The organism is Paenibacillus sp. CAA11 (assembly GCF_003060825.1).
In the GTDB taxonomy this organism is placed as follows: domain Bacteria; phylum Bacillota; class Bacilli; order Paenibacillales; family Paenibacillaceae; genus Fontibacillus.
Genome location: NZ_CP028922.1, coordinates 3,737,652 through 3,760,015 on the forward strand (window position 1 = coordinate 3,737,652; position 22,364 = coordinate 3,760,015).

General features: G+C 51.7%; 21 protein-coding genes and 1 pseudogene. 4 read left to right on the forward strand and 18 right to left on the reverse strand.

Features of this window, described 5'->3' with window-relative positions; all coding sequences use genetic code 11:
* Positions 1-2: 2 nt before the first annotated feature.
* From DCC85_RS17460 to DCC85_RS17470, 3 genes are all read right to left on the reverse strand, one after another.
* Positions 3-974: an N-acetylglucosamine kinase gene (locus tag DCC85_RS17460; RefSeq protein WP_108466723.1), complete on the reverse strand. Its 972-nt coding sequence runs from the start codon at positions 972-974 to the stop codon at positions 3-5.
* 21 nt (positions 975-995) lie between these two features.
* On the reverse strand, positions 996-1,985 hold the full coding sequence (locus DCC85_RS17465; RefSeq protein ID WP_108466724.1) for a LacI family DNA-binding transcriptional regulator: 990 nt from the start codon (positions 1,983-1,985) through the stop codon (positions 996-998).
* 362 nt (positions 1,986-2,347) lie between these two features.
* A complete protein-coding gene (locus DCC85_RS17470; protein ID WP_094093982.1) occupies positions 2,348-2,572 on the reverse strand; it encodes a helix-turn-helix domain-containing protein in 225 nt (74 codons plus the stop codon).
* A gap of 627 nt (positions 2,573-3,199) precedes the next feature.
* Between DCC85_RS17470 and DCC85_RS17475 the strand changes: the two are divergent.
* Positions 3,200-5,076 (forward strand): annotated as a pseudogene (locus DCC85_RS17475) (5'-nucleotidase C-terminal domain-containing protein).
* Positions 5,077-5,125: 49 nt separating this feature from the next.
* On the opposite strand, the gene DCC85_RS17480 reads toward DCC85_RS17475, so the two are convergent.
* The 3 genes from DCC85_RS17480 to DCC85_RS17490 all read right to left on the reverse strand — a co-directional run bounded on the left by DCC85_RS17480 (position 5,126) and on the right by DCC85_RS17490 (position 8,371).
* Positions 5,126-6,220 (reverse strand): acyl-CoA dehydrogenase family protein, encoded by a 1,095-nt coding sequence (locus tag DCC85_RS17480; RefSeq protein WP_108466725.1) that lies wholly within the window; start codon positions 6,218-6,220, stop codon positions 5,126-5,128.
* A 59-nt stretch (positions 6,221-6,279) separates the two neighbouring features.
* Positions 6,280-7,773 (reverse strand): glycerol kinase GlpK, encoded by a 1,494-nt coding sequence (gene glpK, locus DCC85_RS17485; protein ID WP_108466726.1) that lies wholly within the window; start codon positions 7,771-7,773, stop codon positions 6,280-6,282.
* Positions 7,774-7,897: 124 nt separating this feature from the next.
* Entirely contained in the window at positions 7,898-8,371 is a 474-nt protein-coding gene (locus DCC85_RS17490) for a MarR family winged helix-turn-helix transcriptional regulator (protein WP_234414221.1), read from the reverse strand.
* Positions 8,372-8,597: 226 nt separating this feature from the next.
* Between DCC85_RS17490 and DCC85_RS17495 the strand changes: the two genes are divergently transcribed.
* The 3 genes from DCC85_RS17495 to nagA are packed head-to-tail and all read left to right on the forward strand — an operon-like array spanning position 8,598 to position 11,381.
* Positions 8,598-9,470 carry a MurR/RpiR family transcriptional regulator gene (locus DCC85_RS17495; protein WP_234414222.1) on the forward strand — a complete coding sequence of 291 codons (873 nt, stop codon included), beginning with the start codon at positions 8,598-8,600 and terminating at the stop codon, positions 9,468-9,470.
* Position 9,471: 1 nt separating this feature from the next.
* Positions 9,472-10,197 (forward strand): glucosamine-6-phosphate deaminase, encoded by a 726-nt coding sequence (gene nagB / locus DCC85_RS17500; protein WP_108466728.1) that lies wholly within the window; start codon positions 9,472-9,474, stop codon positions 10,195-10,197.
* The gene (nagA, locus tag DCC85_RS17505; protein ID WP_108466729.1) at positions 10,197-11,381 is read left to right on the forward strand and encodes an N-acetylglucosamine-6-phosphate deacetylase; all 1,185 of its coding nucleotides are present in this window, start codon (positions 10,197-10,199) and stop codon (positions 11,379-11,381) included. The genes nagB and nagA overlap by 1 nt, the downstream gene beginning before the upstream one ends.
* A gap of 85 nt (positions 11,382-11,466) precedes the next feature.
* Here the strand turns inward: nagA and DCC85_RS17510 are convergent, their stop codons facing one another.
* The 12 genes from DCC85_RS17510 to DCC85_RS17565 all read right to left on the reverse strand — a co-directional run bounded on the left by DCC85_RS17510 (position 11,467) and on the right by DCC85_RS17565 (position 22,361).
* A complete protein-coding gene (locus DCC85_RS17510) occupies positions 11,467-12,480 on the reverse strand; it encodes a YhcN/YlaJ family sporulation lipoprotein (RefSeq protein ID WP_108466730.1) in 1,014 nt (337 codons plus the stop codon).
* A gap of 132 nt (positions 12,481-12,612) precedes the next feature.
* Positions 12,613-13,344, reverse strand: a complete 732-nt coding sequence (locus DCC85_RS17515) for a glycosyltransferase (protein ID WP_108466731.1) — start codon at positions 13,342-13,344, stop codon at positions 12,613-12,615.
* 7 nt (positions 13,345-13,351) lie between these two features.
* Entirely contained in the window at positions 13,352-14,281 is a 930-nt protein-coding gene (locus DCC85_RS17520) for an NAD-dependent epimerase/dehydratase family protein (protein ID WP_108466732.1), read from the reverse strand.
* Entirely contained in the window at positions 14,274-15,104 is an 831-nt protein-coding gene (locus DCC85_RS17525) for a dTDP-4-dehydrorhamnose reductase family protein (protein ID WP_108466733.1), read from the reverse strand. The genes DCC85_RS17520 and DCC85_RS17525 overlap by 8 nt, the downstream gene beginning before the upstream one ends.
* The gene (locus tag DCC85_RS17530) at positions 15,101-16,087 is read right to left on the reverse strand and encodes a polysaccharide biosynthesis protein (protein WP_108466734.1); all 987 of its coding nucleotides are present in this window, start codon (positions 16,085-16,087) and stop codon (positions 15,101-15,103) included. Before DCC85_RS17530 ends, DCC85_RS17525 begins: the two co-directional genes overlap by 4 nt.
* Positions 16,077-17,171, reverse strand: a complete 1,095-nt coding sequence (gene wecB, locus DCC85_RS17535; protein WP_108466735.1) for a non-hydrolyzing UDP-N-acetylglucosamine 2-epimerase — start codon at positions 17,169-17,171, stop codon at positions 16,077-16,079. The genes DCC85_RS17530 and wecB overlap by 11 nt, the downstream gene beginning before the upstream one ends.
* A complete protein-coding gene (locus DCC85_RS17540) occupies positions 17,168-18,745 on the reverse strand; it encodes a glycosyltransferase family 4 protein (protein WP_108466736.1) in 1,578 nt (525 codons plus the stop codon). Before DCC85_RS17540 ends, wecB begins: the two co-directional genes overlap by 4 nt.
* Positions 18,746-18,800: 55 nt before the next feature.
* Entirely contained in the window at positions 18,801-19,934 is a 1,134-nt protein-coding gene (locus tag DCC85_RS17545; RefSeq protein ID WP_108466737.1) for a CgeB family protein, read from the reverse strand.
* A 15-nt stretch (positions 19,935-19,949) separates the two neighbouring features.
* Positions 19,950-21,056 carry a CgeB family protein gene (locus tag DCC85_RS17550; RefSeq protein WP_234414223.1) on the reverse strand — a complete coding sequence of 369 codons (1,107 nt, stop codon included), beginning with the start codon at positions 21,054-21,056 and terminating at the stop codon, positions 19,950-19,952.
* A gap of 299 nt (positions 21,057-21,355) precedes the next feature.
* Positions 21,356-21,706 carry a hypothetical protein gene (locus DCC85_RS23480; protein WP_234414224.1) on the reverse strand — a complete coding sequence of 117 codons (351 nt, stop codon included), beginning with the start codon at positions 21,704-21,706 and terminating at the stop codon, positions 21,356-21,358.
* Positions 21,703-22,014 (reverse strand): hypothetical protein, encoded by a 312-nt coding sequence (locus DCC85_RS17560; RefSeq protein ID WP_199909936.1) that lies wholly within the window; start codon positions 22,012-22,014, stop codon positions 21,703-21,705. Before DCC85_RS17560 ends, DCC85_RS23480 begins: the two co-directional genes overlap by 4 nt.
* Positions 22,011-22,361, reverse strand: a complete 351-nt coding sequence (locus DCC85_RS17565; protein ID WP_108466738.1) for an alpha-helical endospore appendage domain-containing protein — start codon at positions 22,359-22,361, stop codon at positions 22,011-22,013. Before DCC85_RS17565 ends, DCC85_RS17560 begins: the two co-directional genes overlap by 4 nt.
* Positions 22,362-22,364: the final 3 nt, after the last annotated feature.

Below are 22,364 nucleotides of genomic sequence, written 5' to 3' on the forward strand. Positions count from 1 at the left end.
GATCATAGCCCCTCCATACCCCGTGATAGACGATCAAGAACTTCCTGATTTACACGCATACCGCTGCTTTCCATCGCCAGAACGACCGAGCCGACAACCGGCTCCCGAGTTAAAACCCTTAAAGTGCCATTTGGGGCCGTGTGCTTCACTCTCTGCTCAATGGCCCGCCGGATGATGCCTGAGCGATCACCCTTGGTCAAAAGGCTGCCTGCAAGCACGATGTCAAAGGAGTGCTCCTCCATAGCCAATCGATGAATTGTCGCTGCCGCTGCCAAACCAAGCTCATCCCCTTGCTTGTTCAGAAGTCCAGTGGCAACCTGGTCCCCTTCATCTGCCGCTTGAAACAGCAGCTCAGCAATATGGGGAGACAAGTCTCTGGAATGATCCAGGTAATCCTCTCTTAACTCCGAGACACTGGAATAGCCCAGTAATTGAATTAAGCGTTCGCTTAAGACTGTCTCTTTCTCCCTTCCCTCATCCGCCCGGAGAACGCTGCGAAATACCTCAACACTTAGATCATAGCCGCCGCCGTAATCGCCGAACCGGTAGCCAAATCCACCACACTGGTATGTAACACCCCGCGGATTTTTACCGGCGCAGTTCACTCCCGAGCCGCAGATCAGCACAATTCCATAATCACTCTCAGTGCCTGCTCGCAAGGCAATCCAGGTATCGCAGGAAATCTCGGTTTGAGGAAGGCCGAAGCTACTGATAATGGGCCGTAAAATTCGCAAATCGGCTTCTCGATCCGCTCCAGCCAGGCCGAACCAAGAATACTCCAGCTGAGGCTTTGTCAGCCCTGAGGCCATAATCGCTCCCGATACGGCCTGCTGCAAACTGTTCTCCGCCTGCTCCCGGTTTTTTTGGTGATTTCCATTCCCTCCCTTGCCTACACCCAAGACCGCTCCTTGTTCATTTGCGATCATGGCGTAGGTTTTGCTGCCCCCTGCATCGACTCCTAAAAAGTACTTCACAGTTTGTTTCACTCCTAATATTCAGGATAACCTTACAGATGCGGTGGATTCACGCACAAGAAGCTGAGGAGCGAGCTTCGTTACAGCAGCCGGCACCACCTCCCCATGGATTAATTTCATCAGCAAATCCACACCAATGCTGCCCATCTGCGCCTCGGGCTGTCTGACAGTCGTCAATCGGGGATAAAATTCACCTACGAACTGCTGATCATCAAAGCCAACAACTGAGATATCCTGAGGGACCAGAATTCCCTCCTCACGCAGGGCTTGAACAACCCCGAGCGCAATAAAGTCGTCTCCGGAAAAGATGGCTGTCGGCAGTTTATCTTCACGAATCCATCTCTTGGCTACCTCATAACCGCTGCTTACCGTAAATCCGCAATATTCTGTGCCGAAGGGCGTTAGCCCCGCTTCATCCAACGCCTGTACATAGCCTCTCTTGCGCTCCGCTACACTTAAGAATACCGAAGGGCCACCGATATAAGCGATCTGGGTGTGTCCAAGACCAATCAAATGCTTGGTCGCTTCATATCCCCCTTGATAGTTGTCGACGACCACACTGGGAACATCGTCATGCTGGAACTGGTTATCCAGCAAGACAAACGGAATGTTTTTTCTCTTCAGCTCCTCCACATATTCCATTTCCTCAAGCGGAGACAGCAGAATAATTCCGTCAACGCGGTCCTTCTGAAACAGGAAGTTCACGCCTTCATCCTCATTCTCAGCTATGGACAGGGCCAAGAAGTAGCCTTGTTCTGCCAGCTTCCGGTTCACCACGCGGATCACACGGTCATAGAAAGAGTCGTTAAAGTTGGTAATCGACATCCCAATGACTCCCGTCTTGCCACGTACGAGACTCCGCGCCGCTGAATTGGGCTGATAATTTAATTCCTCCATAGCTTTGAGCACTTTCCGCCGATTGCTTTCACGTACAGAAGGTGAATTGTTAATAACTCTGGATACGGTCACTACAGAGAGCCCCGACTTTTTGGCTACATCATGAATGTTCATCTAGACTTCTATGCCTCCAAGTTGAAAAGTTTAAACGCTTTAACTTTGTGGGAAATAAAAAAGCAATAGCTCATTTCGAAAAAACTATACTCTGACTGAAAACAGAACATCGAATGTCAACTTCGCCTTTATCAGTAGTCTCAAAGATCATAGTAAAAGTTTAAAGGTTTTTACTTTAATGCGATTTTACAACCATTCCCATTATCCGTCAATCCATAAACTGCAACCAAACTTAATATTTCGTATCTATTTGATACAGGCTGTGCGGCAACCATCTTTGACAGCTTTCCGAACAACAAAAAACCTCCCCTCATCCCGGAGGATGAGAGAAGGATCAGCCGCCCGCCTCCAATAAGCGGCAGCTATATTTTTAGCTCCCCGAGCTTAATCAGCTCGACGACCGCTTGCGCGCGGCCTTTGACATTCAACTTCTGCATCACATTTGAAATGTGATTGCGCACGGTCTTCTCACTGATGAACAACTGCTCCGCGATATCCCGCGTGGTCTTATCCTGCACGAGCAATTCAAATACTTCACGTTCTCGATGAGTAAGCAAGAATTTGCTGTTACGATCGCTGCCCTTCAAAATGTGTCACCCCTCCTTGCTCGGGATTTGTGGTTTAACAAGGTTAAGGGATACAGTCAACACATTTTATGAAAAGTACAGAGCAGGGGTGCGGTGCATAGGTAAAATTGGGCTGCAGAGTTCTACGCCTTTCCTTTATCCTTCCATCATGATCTAGACTGCCGATGAGCAGTGCGATGCCAAACAGAATGACCGCGGCAATGAACAAGCCGGTATAGACATAATAAATAAACCGCTCCTCCCATAGAGCGCGAATATAACTGTTAGCGCCTATAAACAGGGCGAGATATAGGTTTCTAAAGTTATACTTTTTAGACGATACCGCACGATATTATGAATAAACATTACAAGACAGAGAACAAAAACCAGGTGCCATCCCCAGCTGATGATTTGATGAGTCATATGCATCTCCTCTGTAAATTACTCTTTGAATCGCTTATGCCAGCCCCTTTACCAATAATACCCACATACTGCTGTTATGAAAAGACTGACACTTCCCCATACTTTACTCCCTTACTAACCGCTTTACCTGGATCTAACACACCGTTGTTACAGCGCTAACGTTGTTCTGGTACGGTGAGAGCAATCTTCTACATATCAGGGAGGAATGATCCATTGTTCAAATTCATGAAATGGAGCGCCGCTCCAGTACTTGCATCCCTACTCGTTCTCGGTTCGCTGGCCCCTTCATCCGCAGATGCGATAGGAACGCCCCCCAGCCAAAGCCAGCCAACAGGAAAGCACATTACAATCCTGCATACCAATGATATCCATGCCCACGCAGTCCCGAATTCACCAGAAATGGGCTTTGCCAAACTCGCCGGAATCATTGACCAGTACCGAGCGCAGAACCCTAATACGCTGCTGCTCGATGATGGTGACGTCATTCACGGGACAACCTTTGCCACCCTGGTTAACGGGGAGAGCATTGTGCAAGTCATGAACGAAATGAAGTATGATGCTATGGCTCCTGGCAACCACGAATTCAACTACGGGACCGACCGGCTTGTTGAGCTGTCCAAGCAGTTCCATTTCCCCGTGATTAGCGCGAATGTAAAGAACAAAAACGGTGAGCGTATATTCAAGCCCTATATAATTAAAGAGATTGACGGTGTGAAGATCGGAATTTTCGGCTTAACTACGCCCGAGACCGCCTTTAAAACCAACCCGAAGAATGTTCAAAATGTAGAGTTCACAGACCCTTCCAAAGAAGCTCAGGAGATGGTAAACGAGCTTCAGAAGCAGGACGCCGATGTCATCATCGCCCTTGGTCATATCGGCCAGGATAAGTCCAGCCAAGATACAAGTCTGAAAATTGCCAAAGAAGTAAAAGGGATTGACCTGTTCATCGACGGTCACAGCCATACGGTTCTGCCAGAGGGATTTCTGGCGGATAATAACACGCTCATCGCCAGCGCTGGGGAATACAGCAAATACCTTGGCGTGGTAGATCTGTGGGTGGCCAGGACCAGGTAACCAAGAAAACCGCAAAGCTGATTGATGAGAAGTCCGCTGAGGCGATTAAGCCAAGCACGAAGGTGCAGACCCTGATCGATTCCATTAATAAAAGCCAGGAGAGCATCCTGAAAGAGAAAGTGGCTCACACCGATGTCAATCTAGAGGGAGCAAGGGCAAAGGTACGTGCCGGGGAGACGAACTTGGGGGACCTGCTGGCCGACGCCATTCGGGATATCAGCAAGGCGGATGTGGCCATTACGAACGGAGGCGGCATACGGGCATCCATTAAAGCTGGGGATGTGACCAAGGGGGATGTGATCACCGTTCTTCCGTTTGGCAACCAGATTGTCACCTTGAATGTTAGCGGGGCGGACATCAAGGCTGCCCTGGAGAATGGCGTATCCGATTATCCTGAACCAAAGGGTGGATTCCCGCAAGTCTCCGGACTCACTTACCAGATTGACCCTTCCCAGCCGAAAGGCAGCCGGGTTCATACGGTGATGATTAGCACAGAGAAACTTGATCCGAACAAAACCTATGTTCTGGCGACCAACGATTTTATGGCGGCCGGAGGTGACGAATACTCCATGTTCGGCAAGCATCCGCAGGCCGGAATGTTCGGCTCCTTGGACGAGGCGCTGATCAACTACATGAAAAAACTGCAAAAGGTAGAGATCAAGGCCGATGGACGGATCAAAGAAGCAAGCCTCACTGCCCCGGCAGCAGAACCTGCAACGAAACCAGCTCAGCCTGCACAGGCAGAGCAGCCTTCTGCGAATTCGGCTCCTGTCCCGGCACCGGCACCAGACCCTGCCCCTTCACCAGCCCCTCAAAGTCCTGCCACTACGAAGCCTGTGCCTGCTAAGCCAAGCAAGCCTGCAAGCCAGCCGGCGCAAAGCGGCAAATTCTATGTGGTGAAGAAGGGCGACACGCTGGACGGTATTTCGAAGCAGCACGGTACCTCCTGGCGGACACTGCAACGCTTGAATGATTTGAAGAATCCGCATCTAATTTACCCGGGGCAAAAAATCAAGCTGCCCGCTTGAGAAACATAGCAGCATAAGCCGGCCAGAGATTCTGGCCGGCTTATGCTGCTTAAAGGCTGAATTCCGGCTGGAATACGCCGTGCTGGGCCGCCGTGTGAAGATCCCGCCAGAACCGGTTCACCGGCTGATCCAGCATGAGCGCCGTCATTCCGAGTAAACGAATGACGCGATCAGCCGCATCCAGTGCAGCTGTCACAGCCTCCCGGCTGACACGCCCAATCTCGGCTGCCACGGCCTCCTGCATCTGCTCCCCGCTGCTGAGGCGTTCCCAAGCTTCGTCCGTCAAGCGGTAGAACGCCTCAGCAGCCGTCTGGAGCAGTTCTCTTCCCGAGTGGACAGCGGCCTGGATGGCAGCATATCGGCCCGGCTGAGCAGAGCTCCACGCCGCCTGCTTCGCGCTGGCCAGCTGCTCCGCTTCCTGCAGGAAGCCCTGTCCGAGGCCAAGGCAGAGAGCTGTGAAGGAGACGATTGCGAACGGCTCGAACGGATAGCGGTAGATTGGCGAATCCAGTATAGGCGCACCTGACAAGTCAAAGGTCCGTTCCTTTGGCACAAACGCTTCACGAACTACAATCGTATGGCTCGCTGTAGCTTTCATCCCTAGTGTATTCCAATCGGGAACCACCTCTACCTGCTCAGGCAGAAAGGCAAAGGAGAGAATTTCCCTCTCCTCCTTCCCACCTTGGATAACACAATTGGCCGTAAAGAATGAAGCAAACGAAGAGCCGCTGCAATAGGACCATGAACCGCTCACCATATAACCGCCCGGAACCGGCTGCGCCGTGCCGGTAGGCATGCCGCTTCCCGCTAACACAGCCTCGCGGTCTGCGAAGAAATCTGCTGCCTGCTGCGGCGGCAGGAAGCCGCTGAAGAAGCCGCCGCCGGCGCCGATCGTTACAAGCCAACCCAAGCTCCCATCGATAGCCGCCGCCTGTTGAAACACTCGCAGCGCCTGAGGCAGGTCGGCGTCAAGGCCGCCCAAGGTCCGCGGTACGAACAGCTTAAACAGCTTTTTCTCATATAAGTGTTCCAGAAGATCCCAAGGCAGCTTCCCCTCGGCTTCAAACGCCGCTGCTCTGCGCTTTACCTCATGCTCATATTCCGCATCCAACCAACCGGCGGTTAAGTCCCGTCTTTTCTCCATCAGCTAACTCCCCTTTTCGCGGTCTTGACCTGCAGACGAGATCCATATCTCTATAATAATCAAGGCTTAAAAGCCATCGCTGCGTTCACCGCTGCCTTCCAGCCCGCATACAATTTGTCCCGTTCCCCAGCTTCCATCGAAGGCTCAAAGCGCCGGTCAAGGCTCCACTTCTTGCAAATTTCCTCCCGACTCTTCCAGAATCCTACCGCCAGGCCTGCCAAATAAGCCGCTCCGAGCGCAGTCGTCTCGTTAATAACAGGGCGTTCTACCGGTACATCCAGCAGCCCGCTCAGGAATTCCATCAGGAAGCCGTTAGCCACGGCTCCGCCGTCGGCGCGCAAAGCGCTGACCTTGATTCCCGAATCCTGCTCCATCGCGTTGAGCACATCTTTGGTCTGATAAATTAGCGATTCCAGCGTAGCACGGATAAAATGCTCCTTCGAAGTTCCGCGCGTTAGACCAAACACCGCTCCGCGCACCTCACTGTCCCAGTAAGGGCTTCCCAAACCTACAAAAGCCGGCACCACATAAACTCCGTCAGCCGAGGTCACCCGCTTAGCATACCGCTCGCTCTCCTTCGCGTCCCGAATCATGCGCAGTCCGTCGCGCAGCCATTGAATGGCTGATCCAGCTACAAAGATGCTGCCCTCAAGGGCATACTCTACCCGGCCATCAATCCCCCATGCGATGGAGGCAATGAGGCCATGTCTGGACTCCACGGGCTGATCCCCCGTGTTCATCAGCATAAAGCAGCCTGTCCCGTAGGTGGTCTTCACCATCCCCTTGTCGAAGCAGGTCTGACCGAACAGCGCCGCCTGCTGGTCACCTGCCGCTCCGGCTATTGGCACCTCTGCCCCGAAGAAGTGATAGCCTGCGGTTAACGCGTAAACTTCCGAAGAGGAGCAGACCTTTGGCAGCATCGCCTCCGGGACTCCAAGGATATCCAGAAGCTCACGATCCCACTGCAGCTCATGGATGTTATACATCAAAGTGCGCGACGCATTGGAATAGTCCGTCACATGAGCAGCTCCCCCAGAGAGCTTCCAGATCAGCCAGGAATCCACTGTACCGAACAGCAGCTCTCCACGCTCCGCGCGTTCCCTAGCGCCCGGAACATGATCCAGAATCCACTTCACCTTCGTCCCTGAAAAATAAGGGTCAATTAAGAGCCCGGTCTTCGAGCGGAACAGCTCGCTTAAGCCTTGCCGCTTCAGCGCTTCGCAGATTTCTGCAGTCTGCCTGGATTGCCAGACAATCGCATTATAAACAGGCAGTCCTGTTGCCTTATCCCACACGATTGTCGTCTCGCGCTGGTTCGTAATGCCAATCCCTGCCACCTGATGCGCCTTAATCCCTGACTCGGACAGGCAGGAAGCAATGACTGCCAGAATCGACCCCCAGATTTCATTGGCACTTTGCTCCACCCATCCAGGCTTTGGGAAATACTGTGGAAATTCATGCTGCGCCGCGTGCACTATGTCTCCTTCCTGGTTAAATAATATAGCCCTTGAGCTTGTCGTTCCTTGATCTAACGCCAAAATATATGTATCCACAAAGGCAACCTCCTACAACGGCCTCTCTACCGAAATTCAATTGACTTGGTCTCATCTTACCAAATTGGGACATACAACAAGAGACCGGCTCAGAAATTTCTGATCCCGGCCTCTCTCGCATAGGCTACTTGTTCAAACCCGGCGGCTTCCCCATCGTCGACAGCTTCTCGAAGATGCCGGCCATGACCTCAAGATCCCGCTCATCGAGCTGGGACAAATACCATTTCATGATACTGCGCGATTTGATTCTCGCTTTACCCAGAATCTCGTTGCCTTCATCCGTTACACTGACCAGAACGGTTCTGCGATCCTCTTCATCATGACGACGAGATACATACCCACTTTGCACCAGCCGATCAATCATAACGGTAATTGCACTCGGCTTAACTCCCAGCGTATCCGCTAAATAGCTAATATTACAGGTGCCTTCTTTATGGATTAACATCAGCATATGGAATTGAGGTCCAGTGAGTCCCAATTCCTTGTGCTGCATAATATCGTTCTCTACTTGTCTAAAAGTCTTCTTCCAAGCATCTTGAATACGGTCAATATATTGATCCAGATCGAGGCTCAAATTGACTTCCCCCTTTCTGTTCACTTCTTAAAATGAGCATCAGTTTAACTGTACTTGAAGATAGTCAACCTGACAATCTATTATACGCCACTTTTTTCGCTACAGGGTAGGATTTCTTCTGGTACTGCCTGTTTGCTTGCGCTTTCCCCAATTTTGCATTAAGATGATATCGAAATTATTTTCCCGTATATTTATATTTTAATGAAAATAATTACCCAAATCATAAGAGTACATCTCTATCATGAAAGTGGTGAGTATAATCCAATCCCCAATTCTTCATGCGCTTAAACAGCATTTAGACCAGCTGCCGCCGCAAGAACGGCGTCTGGGAGAATTGGTTCTGGAATCTCCCTCCCAGGTGATCCACTTGGGGATTACGGAACTCGCGGAACAGTGCGGCATCAGCCCTTCAACCGTGACCCGATTCTGCAAGACATTCCACTTCAAAGGCTTTCCGGACTTCAAGGTGAAACTGGCTACTGAGCTTGCTCAGAAGTCTTCTGAGACCGAATATCAGGATGTCATTGCGGGCAACGATCTGCACAAGATCGTCTCCGCTATTGAAGCCAATCATCTGGCCTCTATTGCCGACACAACGCGGCTTCTGGATCTGGATCAGCTTGAATTGGCTGTAAGTGCCTTGTGTAGAGCTAACCGAACCGACCTTTATGGTGTAGCTACCTCGTCGGTTGTAGCGCAGGATTTCTATCAGAAGCTCGTCCGAATCGGCAAGAACTGCACCGCCTTCGCGGATTCCCATATGCAGATTACTTCCGCTTCCAGCCTTGGTGAAGGCGATGTAGCCGTGGCCATATCCTATTCAGGAGAAACTCCTGAAACGATTGATGCCCTCAGATGCGCCAAGGACAGTGGCGCGACCACGATCTCGCTCACACAGTATGGAACAAACTCACTTGCCGCCTTTGCGGATGTCCACTTATTCTCCTCCTCTTTGGAAGAAGGTATGCGCCGCGGAGATATGGCTTCAAGGATAGCCCAGCTTCATATTGTTGATATTTTATTTACCGCCATGGCCAGTCGGAATTTCACAGAATATATACCCAAGCTTGAAAGCTCATATCAGAACGTACAGCATTATCGAAAAACTCGTGGGGGGTACTAGCATGCTGAATATCCTCAAGGTTGACCATGAAGCGCAATTCAATGATATCGGAGCCGGTATTGTGGCGAGTCTTCTGCAAACCCGGCCTCAGGCAGCTCTAGGGCTAGCTACAGGAAGCACCCCTGTAGGTATTTATCGCCGGCTCGTCGAGCTCTATCGGGAAGGCTCGGTTAACTTCTCCCAAGCCCGAACCTACAATCTGGATGAATATGTAGGCCTTCCGGCAGATCATCCGCAGAGCTACCGCCAGTTTATGGAGGAGCACCTTTTTCGGCACGTGAACATTCTGCCCCACAATACTTATATCCCTTCTGGCTCTGAGAATCCAGAAGCGGCGGTGACTGAGTATGACCGTTTGCTGGAGCAGGCGGGGCCGCTGGACCTGCAGATTCTCGGCTTAGGACACAACGGGCATATCGGCTTTAATGAACCTGCGAACAAGCTTCACAGCCGTACACATATCGTCGCCTTGGATGATCGGACCCGCGAGGCCAATGCCCGCTTCTTCAGATCTCCAGATGAGGTTCCCACCCATGCCATTACGATGGGGATCGCCTCTATATTGCATGCCAAGCAAATCCTGCTGATGGCTAAAGGGGAGGACAAGGCGGAGATTGTGGCTAGAGCCCTTAAGGGACCTCTAACAACTCATTGCCCTGCTTCTTTGTTACAAACTCACCCGAACGTCACGATTCTGGTCGATGCTAAAGCCGGGAGGTTTATATGATGAGCAGCACATTTCTTATTGTTCATGCCGAAGTTATAACGCCCACCCATATCATTCATGATGGGGCCGTTGCTGTTCGGGATGGAATCATCGCTTTTACCGGCACTGCCCAAGGTATCCTGGAGGATCCCTATTGGAGACAGGCCGAACGGATCGAGGCCAAGGGGAGCTATGTACTTCCAGGCTTTATTGATATTCACGTTCATGGCGGAATGCACGAGGACTTTACAACAGCCGATTCTTCCGGGATCGACACCATTTTGAAATTTCACAGCAGCCAAGGCACTACCTCAATGCTGGCCACGACCATGACCGCACCGAAAGAGGTCATTGATCAAGTGTTAGCCGTAACGGATACCTATCGCCGAGGCGAAATGCCCTATGCCCAACTGGAAGGTGTTCATTTGGAGGGCCCCTTCATCAGCCCTAAATGGCCTGGAGCACAGAACCCTGATCACATCACTCCCCCTAACCGTGCATGGATTGAAGCCTGGGAGGATCAGTATCCGGGCCTAATTAAGCAGGTGACCTTTGCCCCAGAGCGCGAAGGAGCACTGGAACTGATCCGCTATCTGCGGGAGAAAGGCATTGTTGCAGCAGCTGGGCATACAGATGCTACTTATGAAGAGATACAAGCTGCTGTACAGGCAGGGCTTCATCATGCGGTTCATACCTTCAATGCCATGACGCCGCTTCATCATCGTAAGCCAGGTACCGCTGGAGCCATCCTAAGCATGCCGGAAATTAGCGCCGAGGTCATTGCCGACGGCATTCATGTGCACCCCGCTGTCATTTCCCTTATTGCAGCTGTGAAGCATAACCGGAATCTGATCTTAATTACGGATGCCATGTCTGCTGCCGGACTTGGAGACGGTGACTATATGCTTGGAGACCTTCCAGTCGTGATGAAGAACAACGTATGCACCTTAAAGGATCAGGAAGGAACCCTTGCCGGGAGCACCCTGACAATGATTCGCGGCTTTCGGTATTTAGTTCAGCATGTAGGCCTGACCATCCAGCAAGCATCTGAAGCAGCCAGCGGCAATCCAGCAAGACTGATCAGAATTGACCATAAGACAGGAATGATAGAGACAGGCAAACAAGCCGATCTGCTGCTTGTCAATCATCAGCTTGAGCTTGAAAAGGTTTGGATTAAAGGACGTATGATTCATAACTGCAATTAAGCAAATTAAGTAAATAAACCAGCTCCCCCGACTGCATGAATCATGCTGTACTAGGAGAGCTGGTCATGTCATGATCTAATAATTATTAACGGCTTGTACCTGCCCCGACTCCTGTACCTGTGCCGGTTTGATTTCTTCCTGGTCCCAGCGGGTTATTCGGAGAATAGCCATTTGGACCTGTCAGCGTTCCCCGTCTTGTAGGAAAGATGCGTTCAATCAGAGCACCAAAGTCATTTGCTGCACCGCGCAGTGCCCCGCCTACTCCGTCCCCAGTTCCAGTTCCAGTCCCAGTTCCTGTTCCTGTTCTGTATTCCTCGGTAGCGCCCAAGCGTCCGTTTGAATGTGTCGCAAATCCGTTTACACGGCTTACAAATTCCGGATCGGAAGACACATAAACCTGTGTAATGCTCGGGTTTGATTTTTTAATCGTTCGTTCTATGCTGCTCTTCAGATGCTGAGGCACATCTGAGACAGCCTCCCTGCGAAGTGTACCCGCATCCGTCCCACCCGCGTGACCGTCTGTCAGACCAGCTCCATTGTGGGTTCCTCTTGGGGTATTATCGGTATTAACATTCACTCCCCCGTCAAGGCCTGTTCCGGACATGTTTGTTCCACCCATGGCGCCATCCATCACACTGCCGGCTGTACCGGAACGGCCGATACCGTGACCAAGACCGCCAGCGGTTCCTTCAGCGCGGTAATCGCTGCCGCCAGGATTCACTCCTTGACCATGTGTACGATCATTATAAGAGGTTGTTCCTGTGCGTCGACCTTGCTGAGTCTGGTTCTTCAGAGAAACAGCAACGAAGGCTTCATGATCGGTGACCATAACATGAGCCGAACGAAGGCTGCCCATCCCTGCGACCTTGTTACTCAGCTCTGGGCTGTATTTCAGCCCGCTGAGACTTTGATCCTGATTGCCTCTAATCGTATAATCACGATTTTGCGGCATGGAGTTGACATTCAGACGATGCGGAGCTTGATTTCTGGTATTTTGTGTTCTTACGTTGTTGTCACTACGTGTACACCCTGAGAGACCCATCATACCCACCAAAAGTGCAGCAGATAACGATACGCTGACAGCTTTGCTTCCTCGCATGTACGAACCCCCATCCATATGATTAATGACTGACAGTCTATAGCTTGCGCCGAGCTGCCGAGCCATATGCTGAAAAGATTTTACACGCGAGGAATTTGAACTGTAGGCTCTACAACCTTTTATCACATAGCCTTAGCCACGAATTGCAGTCAAACTGGCACGAAGCTTATCCTCATATTGGCCGCGGACAAGCTGTATTTCTTCACGAATCGCATCACTGTGTCGCAGCGTTCCCATCCGCTCATGCCAGCGGTAGGCGGTTAGAGGAAGATCCAGATAATCGAAGCGCACGCCCGACAGCAGGAGCCTGAACCAGAACTCCAAGTCATGAGTGTATGGCAATCTCTCGTCAAAAAGACCATATCTGTCGAAAACATCCCGCCGAATCATCACGGTGCATCCGTTAACAGGATTGCCGGACATAAAGCTCTCGGCAAGCGCCCGGGTTGAGGGATAGGTCCCTCCTGCCCTGCGCCGGGTAATCTTGCCTGCAGCGTTAATGTAATTGAAATTCGTATGGCTGACCTCAGCCCCCTGCTTCAGCATATATTGAAGCTGGGTGCTTACCTTATGTCGGTAGAACAAATCATCCGAGCTAAGCCAAGCGATATAATCTCCTGAAGAATGTCGTATTCCGTGATTAAGTGCAGTAGCCGTTCCCCCGTTGCTTTTCCCCAGACAGTACACTTTGGAGTTGGATAGATAGGGCAAGATTCGCTCTGCATACTGGGTAGACCCATCATCTACGATTATAATTTCCAGTGAGGAGTAAGTTTGCCGCAGTGCGCTTTCAATGGCCCGATGAACATAAGGACAGTTATAGAAGGGAATAATAATGCTGACTTTTTTTCTTCGGGGTTTCATCTTTGGTTCACCCGCCTTGCCGATAGTATTGAAGAATATCTGTCAATGACTGCTTCCAGGGAATAGCTGGGGACCAGCCTAGCCCTAGCAGCCTTTCCGCAGCAATATCAGACCAACTTGCTTCACTTGAGGATGAGTCCGCTGCAGCCCCCTTACCCTTAATGTGCACAGGTGGGCTAATGGCTACAAGCGCCTTCATCGCTTCCGTCACTTCTTCCAGCGAACGCATCTGACCTGAGCATACCGGATAAGTTTGGCCCGACTGTCCTTGCTGCATCAGGAGTTCATAGGCAACTACAGCATCTCTGACATCCAGGAAATCCCTTCTCTCTTCTGCAGAAGACAGCTGAAATGGCGGCGGCTGCTCTCCTCTCTCCCACTGTACGAGATACTTGGCGAACAAGGCGCAAATCCCCGTTGATGGGCCTGGACCGATGAGATTTGCCGGTTCGGCAATGACGATATCCAGGTTATACAGCTTTCCCCAGCATAGAGCCGCCGCTTCCCCAAGTGACTTACTAAGTCCGTAAGGATGATTAGGCTTCTGCGGGTAAGTCAGATCAAATTTGAGCATTGAACTAACCAAGAGAACCCTCGCCGTGCCCGAAGCTCTGACCGCCTCCAGCACGTGGAGAGCGGCCATCAGATTCGTCTCGATAAATAGCAGCGGAGTCAACCACGATTCGGCTACAGAATTATGTCCTGCCAAATGAAGCACATAATCCGCTTGGACATGGTACATCATCTTAAGAACAGCCGCAGCATCAGCCAGATCACAGCTCACATAGTTCACCCCTGCCGTATAGAACGTGCTCAATGAGGGGGTAAGCTCTCTGACAGCTGCAACGACCTCATATCCTTTGTACGCAAAATACTTAACGGCGTGACTGCCTGTAAATCCGGCTGCTCCGGTAATAAGAACCCTGTGCTTAGGCATGAACCTTCATCCACTCGGCAAGTTCCCATAGCATCGTTCGGTACTCCGGCAGGTTCAGCCTGACATCCGGTCGGGTTGAGACCAAGGTACGATCTTGTACCATTTCATCATCCGGTACCACTTTCAGCTCGGGCCTTGGCCAAAATTCAGAGAAGAGGAGCAGCAGCTCATACTTACTCACCGTATGAGGATGGGCTAAGTGTATCAACCCTGATAGAGATCCGCTGAGGAGCTGCTCAGTGGTCTTGGCGAGCTGAAGCGTGGTCACCCCGTTCCATAGAACACGGCGGTATCCGGGAACCTCCCCCTGCTGGCGAAAGAACCACTGCAGCAGCCCGATGCCGTTCTCCCGAATTTCCGGGCCTATAATCGAAGTGCGAATCGTCAAATGTCCTGGAGCATGAACTTCGCCCAGCTTTTTGGTCAGCGCATAGGTCGAGCAGCCATCAGGGGAATCTGACTCGGTATATGCGCCCCGCTGTCCGCTAAACACACAATCCGTGCTAATATGGATCAGTCGGGCGCCGTATTGATCAGCAGCCTGGCGCAGCAGATGGGGAAACAGCCCGTTGACCTGATAAGCCGTTACCGGATCATGATCGGCAAATTGATTCAATATGCCAGCAGCATTAATAATCACATCCGGGCGCACGAGATCAATCGCTTTATTCACACCTGCAGCGTCTTTGGCATCCAGGAACAGACTATAGGGATGACGGGCATCGCGGGTTGTATAGAAGACTCGGTACCCTTCCTGTTCTTGAAAATACCTCACCATGACATGGCCTGCCATACCATTTGCGCCAATGATCAACAGCTTCATAACAGAAAGCCTCCGCGCACAAGAATGGCTTTGATCTCCTCTTTGCTCATCCAGTTCTGATCAGAGCTGAAGCGGCGGAAGGAGACGGGCGGGTAGGAGGCATAGCGCTCCCTCAGATTGGGGATGTCCAAGGCGGGGAGGATAACCAAATACTCCTCATCGTAGACCACCGTATTATAACTTTCGAATTCGCTCATCAGAATTTCATGAATTTTTTCTCCAGGCCGAATCCCTGTCTCGATCACCTTAACACCCTTGCGCCCAGAAGCTTCGATCAGCACTTCGGCCAATTCGGCAATCCGGCAGGTCGGCATGAACATCACAAAGATCTCTCCCCCGCTGCTCTCAATTGAAGCTTTGAACAACAGCTTGATCGCATCTGGCAAGGTCAGAAAAAAACGGGTCATGTTAAAATCGGTAATTTGCACCTGTCCCTTATGCTCAATTTGATCCTTGAACAAATGAACTACACTTCCATTCGTTCCAAGCACATTTCCGCCGCGGACACAGACAAAGCGTGTGGCAGTCTGCAGCAGATTAGCATACACGATCAGCTTCTCCCCGATGGCCTTGGTCATTCCATAGAAGTTTGCAGGATTAGCCGCTTTATCTGTCGAGATATACACCACTTTTTTGACCCCATTCTCAATAGCGGCTTCTATCACATTCTGGGTGCCGTAGACATTGGTCTTAAGTGCTTCATAGGGCTGATCTTCACATACCGGGACATGCTTAAGAGCGGCTAAATGGAAGACATAATCGACATTTTTGCAGGCCGCTCTTAGTGCCTCCTTATCGCGCACATCCCCGATTCTGAAGCTAAGACGCTTATCCTCGAATGTCCGGCTCATGGTCACTTGGGCGGATTCACTTCTTGAAAAGACAATGATCTGGCTCGGATTTTGCGGCAGCAGCTGCCGAATCAGCTCATAGCCCCAAGACCCGGTTCCCCCCGTCACCAGGATGACTTGATTATTGAACATGTCTTTTCCCTCCAAGCAAAAATTTGACTACCTTATGAGATACCTTCTCCGCCATATAGCCCTGCGGAATTTCCCACTCCGGCGGCAGCTCCGACATGAGTACGGCAGCGGCCGCGATGCGCTCTGCATCTAATCCGGAAACTACATTGCTGCCGCAATCCACCGTCTCCGGACGCTCTGTAGTTCGGCGAAGCGTGACTGTCGGGACGCCCATAATACAGCACTCTTCTTGCACGGTTCCGCTGTCTGTCAGAGCACACTTTGCATACTGTTCAAGCTTCATAAAATCGAAGAAGCCGAACGGCTCATAAAACTCAATCAGCGGGTTAAGCTGTAATCCGAAGTCACTGTCCAGCCTGGATCGGGTTCTAGGATGAACACTGCAGATGAGTCTTAGGCCGGTTATCTCTGCGATCCGGTTAAGCCCCTTCATAATTTCGAGTAAATGCTCCCTCACATCCACATTCTCTGCCCGGTGGACCGTCACCAGAAAATACTGCCCCGGCGTCAAGCCCAGCTTCTTCATAATTAGGCTCTGCGCAGCCTGCGGTTCATAATGCTTCATCACTTCATAAATAGGATTGCCGGTAAGCACGATTCTGCTGCTGGGGACTCCTTCCCGCAGCAAATGCTGCCGGCTCTGCTCGGTATAAGGCATATTGATGCTGGAGATGGCATCAATGACCTTGCGGTTCTTCTCCTCCGGAACCTGTAGGTCAAAGCAGCGGTTGCCTGCCTCCATGTGAACAACCTCAATTCCCATGCGCTCAGCGAGCAGTGCGCACAAGGCGCTGTTGGTATCTCCGAGCAGAAGCACCTTGTCGGGGCGCTCCTGCAGCAGAATTCTCTCCACCTCGGCAAACATCGCTGAGAGCTGCTCTCCAAGAGAGGCTTGATGATTCAGTACCACATAATCCGGCGCCCGGAGCCCGAGCTCCCGAAAAAAAACGCCGCTCAGGCTCTCGGTAAAGTTCTGTCCCGTATGCACCAGTGTATGCTTCGCGGCATACCGGTCGAGCAGCGGGATGATCAGACTGAGACGGATAATTTCAGGCCGGGTGCCTAAAATGGTCATCAGCTTCATCGTTTCACTCCCTTTGCAAATTGCCCGGACTTCGAACTGCTTCCAGCCTTTTTGGGGCTGCCCTCAACTTTTTTGGAGCTGCCCCCGCTCTTCTTAGAGCGGGCTGCTTGCCCGGATCTTCTCTTCAGACTTCGACTTGTGTTACCGAGTGTTCTGGAAGCGGTTCGCTGTTTTTGGTGAACAGCCGCTTTATTTCCTTGATGGCGCAGATTCCGGGTCTTAGGCGTCCGTTTCTGCTTCAGGCCCTTTCGCCTCCGATGAACTCCCGCCAATCTTCGTTTCCGCCTGCGAGCCGCAGTCATCCGACGCCCTCGTCCTGAAGGCCCTTGCTGGCGCAGGGAAATCACAGCCATGCCGCCGTCCTGCTGCTCCATGCGCAAGCGATCCGGCAGGGCTTCTACCCATTTGGATACCTCCAGGCGAAGCCCTTCTTCATGACTGTCCGGCCCGTAAAGAGCTGCCGCCTTCTCCTTGGCTTGCTGCAGCATGGGCACCATATCCTCATGCCTCTGGCTCAGCAAGTGGGCCGCCTTCGCTATGAGCTCGGCCGTGTTCCCGGAAGCGGCCAGATTCTCCTGCAGTCCGCAGGCCTGAAGGATCTCCGCAAGCCCGCCGGAGGCATATGCGCATACCGGCTTGCCGAAATTGATTGCTTCCACAGCGGTCATGCCGAAGCCCTCGGGAATCAAGCTGGGAATGACTACAAGATCCATCGCACAATAGGCTTCCGCCACATGTGCCAGATAAGGAATAAAGCAGAACCGGGATCTGTACCCTGCATTTTCGATTTTGGTCATACAGGCCTGATAGTAGCTCTCATCATTGTTCTGGCCGATAACAAGAAAGCGAACATCCTCACGGTCAGCGCACAGTGCAAGCGCCATATCCACGAAATGCGCCCATCCTTTCTCCGCAATCAGGAAGGAAGAGATGTAACCGACAAGCTTCTGGTCCTTCTTCACGCCCAGCTCCTTGCGCTTGTGCTCGCGCAGAAGAGGCCAGTAGACGGGTTGATACTCTTCAGGCTCCCACGATGGGGGGAGCAGTCCAACCTTATCCGTGAACTCCTGCCCGGAGAAGCGTTCCAATACGGTAGAGGAGACACCGATAATTCGGCTGCTGCAGCTATGAATCAGCTCAATGGCTTGGGCCGTAAAGTTTGTCTCGGTAATCCTCTCATTAATGTTCCAGATCACTGGAACCCCTCGTTCTTTTCCCGCAAGAGCGGGCAGTACGTTCACACAGGAATTAACTAATAACAGATCCGCCTGCTCCCTCTCAAGCAGCTGACAAAGGCTATTTAATATAGGACTGCCTCTCAATTCCTCCAGCTCAGCCTGAAGGAGCGGGCTTGGGTTATACATGCTGTACACGCCAGGGTAATCGTGAACGATCGTTCGGATGCCCGCATATCTCGCCCGGCGCGTCAACTCCCCTTCCTTAGGTACCACCAGCGTACAGCAGAAGTAACGAGATAGCCTTCGGGCGAGAAGCAGAACCAGCTTCTCCGCCCCCGTTATGCTCTTCGTGTTGCCGACATGGGAGAACAGCAACAGGTTTGCTCGATAGTCCATGTCTTGTGTCTGCCCGGACGTTAGCCGGTAAGACGCTCCCCCCTCCTCCGGTAACTTACTCCATGACAAGGCTGACCAGCTCGTTCAGCCTATGGCTGTACGTGTGCTCGCTCCAAGTCCGCTCGAGTGCCCGCAAGGCGATTTCCCGGCGCTCTTCCTCATGGGTCAAATAATAGTCCACCTTCTCCAGCAGCTCCTGCTGCGTGCTGAAGGTCACAATTTCTACTCCAGGGGTATAGAACCGGGAAAGGTCAGTTCGTGCATCGACCAATTGAAGCGTGCCGGACGCGGCAATTTCAAAAGTACGCGGATTGGGAGATATCGCTTCTAGTCCTAAGGAATTGTTGTTAATCTGCTCATCATCGTGCGCCCGGTGCAGATTTATCACAAGCTTGCTGCCGCTGTAAGTTCTGGCCGTCTCCGCAGCTTCCATCCACTTGCCCAACTCCACCTGTCCAGGGTAATTCGAAGCTTCGGGAAGACGATCCCACCAGATCCCGCTGATATGAAGCCCCCGGTTCATCAGCTCGCCAATGACAGGGCGGAAGAAGTTGACTCTGTTCCAGTATCCAGAACCGACAAAGCTGATATTTCTGCGGATAGCTGAGCGTTCCAGTGTCGGTCTATAGTGCTCCGTGAACGCCCCGAACGGCAGGTAGAATACATTTGCACAGCCATGCTGACGGTAAAAATTTACACAGTTCAGCTCAAGGGTGAAAACATAATCATAATGCCGGGCAATCTCTAACGTTCGGTCCGTATAGTAAGGATCATCTGTCAGCCATATCGCCGTCTTGACCCCGCAGCTGCGGATTGAATCCACCGTCTCAAGCGGCATCTCCATTCCATCCAGCACAAGCATCATATCAGGTCTAGTCTCCTGTACCAGCTCGGTTACAGACTGAACAGGGGTGGTCACTGTGACGTCAGCAACCAAGCTGCGCAGGGTCGCTTCAATTCCTTCATCGATAGGGGAATAAGGGTATCCCTTGCCAGAGGTCACATATAAGACATGCAGCTGGCGCTTTGGAAAGTCTGGCTTGGGCTTCCGAACAATGTAACTCGCGCGGCCTCGAAGATAACCCTCCTCATAACCGTCCCGGTATCCCTGCTCTCTGCCCTTTTCAAGCTCCGTCGGCAGATTTTTGCGGGCAGGCGCCGCATGCTTTTTTAGGCGATGTCTGTACATAAGCCCACTCCTTTATCAAATTGATGCTGGATCTCCTTTGCCAAAGGCGATTTGCAGCAGCCGTGAAATTCGTTCATGGTAGGAATGCTTCGTTCTTGTGGTCCATAAACCGCGCCAGGCAAGCTGCAGCCTCAAAGGCTCGTTAGCTAGATAGAACTCGATTTTTTGACTCAGTTCCTCTGGAGAGCTGAATGTCTCGAGATCATAGCCTGGTCGATAGTAGGCGGACAGATCTTCCCGCACATCCGTAATCTGCAGTGTACCGCAGGCACTGATTTCATAAGTGCGGGGGTTAATTGAGCGGGCGGAAAGATCTCTTCCATTGCGATTGTCCTGACCCGCACCTGCGGGCCGATGCAGATTAATCACAATTTTGGCTCCGTTATAGTAGCGAACGGTCTCATCCGTCTCAACCCAGCCGCTGCGGATGTAGGGCCCTAGCAAATCGAGCCGGCTCAGACGGTCCCAATGGCCTCCGGCGATCACGACTTTTTTTCCTACCAAAGAAGGCGCCAGCGCATCGAACAGTGCAGCCCGGTTGCGGAACGCATTACCGATAAAGCACACATCTGTCCGGTATTCTCTCTTAGACTCTAGAGGACGGAAGATTTCAGCGTCCGCTGCAAGCGGCAAATAATGAACCTGACTTGCCCCCGAAGCCCGGTACAGCGGAATACACGACAATTCATGGGTAAAGACCACATCATAATGAGGAGCTATACCCGCGGTATCATCTGAAAAATAAGGGTCATCCACAAACCAGACAGCGGTCCGAATACCTACGGAGCGTAAATAGTCGATTTGCTCCAGGTGGTCAGCGGGAAATACGTGGAGCGAGTTCATGACCAGTACCAGATCAGGCTGCCATGCCTTCGCTTGGGCCAGCATGTCTGCAGGTTCTGCTACTGTAAGCTCTGCCGTCACCTCCCTTAGGGCTCGAATTACACTTCGATCGATGGCATCAAAGCCCTGGGGCACATACATGACCCGCCACTTTTCCCTCACAGGAAGCGGGGCGCTGGTCCGCTCCAAGACAGCCTGGCAGCCTCCATAGCGAACCCCTTCCTCATATCCGCTCTCATATGCATTCCTGGAACCGGAAGGCCTTTTCACAGTCTTCAAGGCGCTCATTCCTATCTTCAGATTTGCCTTACTCAGGACTTTATGGGTCTTAATAAATATATGCGGAGGGTACATGTGCATCATGGACGACTACCCTATGAACGGCGAAATTGGCGGATGTCCCCCTTATTCATACACTTAGGAAAAGCACAAGCAGGCCAAAGCACTGAGAGAATTCAGTGCTTTGGCCTGCTTGTGAATCCAATACTGCAAACAATACTGTCCGGGCAGTAATCGGGGCCGCCAAAGTTAGCCTGATCAACAGGCTAACTTTGGCGGCCCTCAAGCACCCGCTTTAATTATTGCTTCTCCTGCCCGCGGTACGCCAGCTTATGTCCATCCTCATATCCTTTAGAGAAACCTGCATTAAAGCCTTCCTGATAGGACTGGTCATACCCCTGCTGATAGAGGCCGGCAGCATCCCCCTCTGGCTGAACTTCAGCAAGAGGACTTACAACTCGGAGCTTCCTATTCTTTAAGGCAGATATTTTTCTGCGGCTTCTTTTCTTGCGCAGCCTGCGAGCGGCGGCTCTATGGCCAAGGGGTCTGCGAAGAGCCTTGCGTGAACGTTTTACGCTCCCTTTGCGCTTCTTCCCGACAATCGCTCTTTTGCGGCGGCGGGCTGAAATTGCTTTTTTTCTCAACTTCATTGGGCTACCTCCAGTTCTCTCATAAACGGACCTGCAATTAGAGGAATCAAATCCTTATTCATCCAAGGCGATTCAGGAGTTCCATGATAAACAGGGGGAAAAGCGATTCCCGTCAGAAGCTGCGCCATCGCCTGCTGATATTTCGCCATTTGCCCAATATGGACTGCCAAATGCCCGGCCGTCTCTTCTGAATAGCTAGAGAGATCTGCAATACTATCAAGAATGCGCGCTACGGCAGTCTGGCTCTGCGCAATAGCCCCAATCAGATTTAGCTTGGCTTCACGCTCTTCCGAAAGTCCTGTAATCATTTTTCATCTTCTCCAAACCCCGCGCCGCCCCCATACATTCCGGCCATACCTCCCATGCCGCCTTCTCCGGAACCTTCATCTGAAGCAAGAAGGGTCTTTAAATTGCTGCATAGTCCATTCTCCATCTTGGTTAACCCTTCTATGACCTCTACCAAACCTTCATGGAAGCCTAGGGGCTGCTCCAGCTGCTTTGCGTGGCTTTCAAAGCTATGAGCATGAAAATGGTTCAAAGCCCAATTACGCGCTTTCTCTGCCTCTACCGCCTTAGCCTCAAGCATCATGGCAACATTCCACTGCATCTTGGCAGCAGCATCCAACATATTCACGAAGGCGTGTTCCCTGCTCAACGT

Coding starts and splice junctions, on each gene's coding strand:
- DCC85_RS17525 (WP_108466733.1), bottom strand. CDS start 15,104: ATGAAGCTGTTGATCATTGGCGCAAATGGTATGGCAGGCCATGTCATG.
- DCC85_RS23480 (WP_234414224.1), bottom strand. CDS start 21,706: ATGAAGTTGAGAAAAAAAGCAATTTCAGCCCGCCGCCGCAAAAGAGCG.
- DCC85_RS17520 (WP_108466732.1), bottom strand. CDS start 14,281: ATGCCTAAGCACAGGGTTCTTATTACCGGAGCAGCCGGATTTACAGGC.
- DCC85_RS17530 (WP_108466734.1), bottom strand. CDS start 16,087: ATGTTCAATAATCAAGTCATCCTGGTGACGGGGGGAACCGGGTCTTGG.
- DCC85_RS17465 (WP_108466724.1), bottom strand. CDS start 1,985: ATGAACATTCATGATGTAGCCAAAAAGTCGGGGCTCTCTGTAGTGACC.
- nagA (WP_108466729.1), top strand. CDS start 10,197: ATGAGCAGCACATTTCTTATTGTTCATGCCGAAGTTATAACGCCCACC.
- wecB (WP_108466735.1), bottom strand. CDS start 17,171: ATGAAGCTGATGACCATTTTAGGCACCCGGCCTGAAATTATCCGTCTC.
- DCC85_RS17480 (WP_108466725.1), bottom strand. CDS start 6,220: ATGGAGAAAAGACGGGACTTAACCGCCGGTTGGTTGGATGCGGAATAT.
- DCC85_RS17545 (WP_108466737.1), bottom strand. CDS start 19,934: ATGTACAGACATCGCCTAAAAAAGCATGCGGCGCCTGCCCGCAAAAAT.
- DCC85_RS17540 (WP_108466736.1), bottom strand. CDS start 18,745: ATGGACTATCGAGCAAACCTGTTGCTGTTCTCCCATGTCGGCAACACG.
- DCC85_RS17560 (WP_199909936.1), bottom strand. CDS start 22,014: ATGATTACAGGACTTTCGGAAGAGCGTGAAGCCAAGCTAAATCTGATT.
- nagB (WP_108466728.1), top strand. CDS start 9,472: ATGCTGAATATCCTCAAGGTTGACCATGAAGCGCAATTCAATGATATC.
- DCC85_RS17515 (WP_108466731.1), bottom strand. CDS start 13,344: ATGAAACCCCGAAGAAAAAAAGTCAGCATTATTATTCCCTTCTATAAC.
- DCC85_RS17510 (WP_108466730.1), bottom strand. CDS start 12,480: ATGCGAGGAAGCAAAGCTGTCAGCGTATCGTTATCTGCTGCACTTTTG.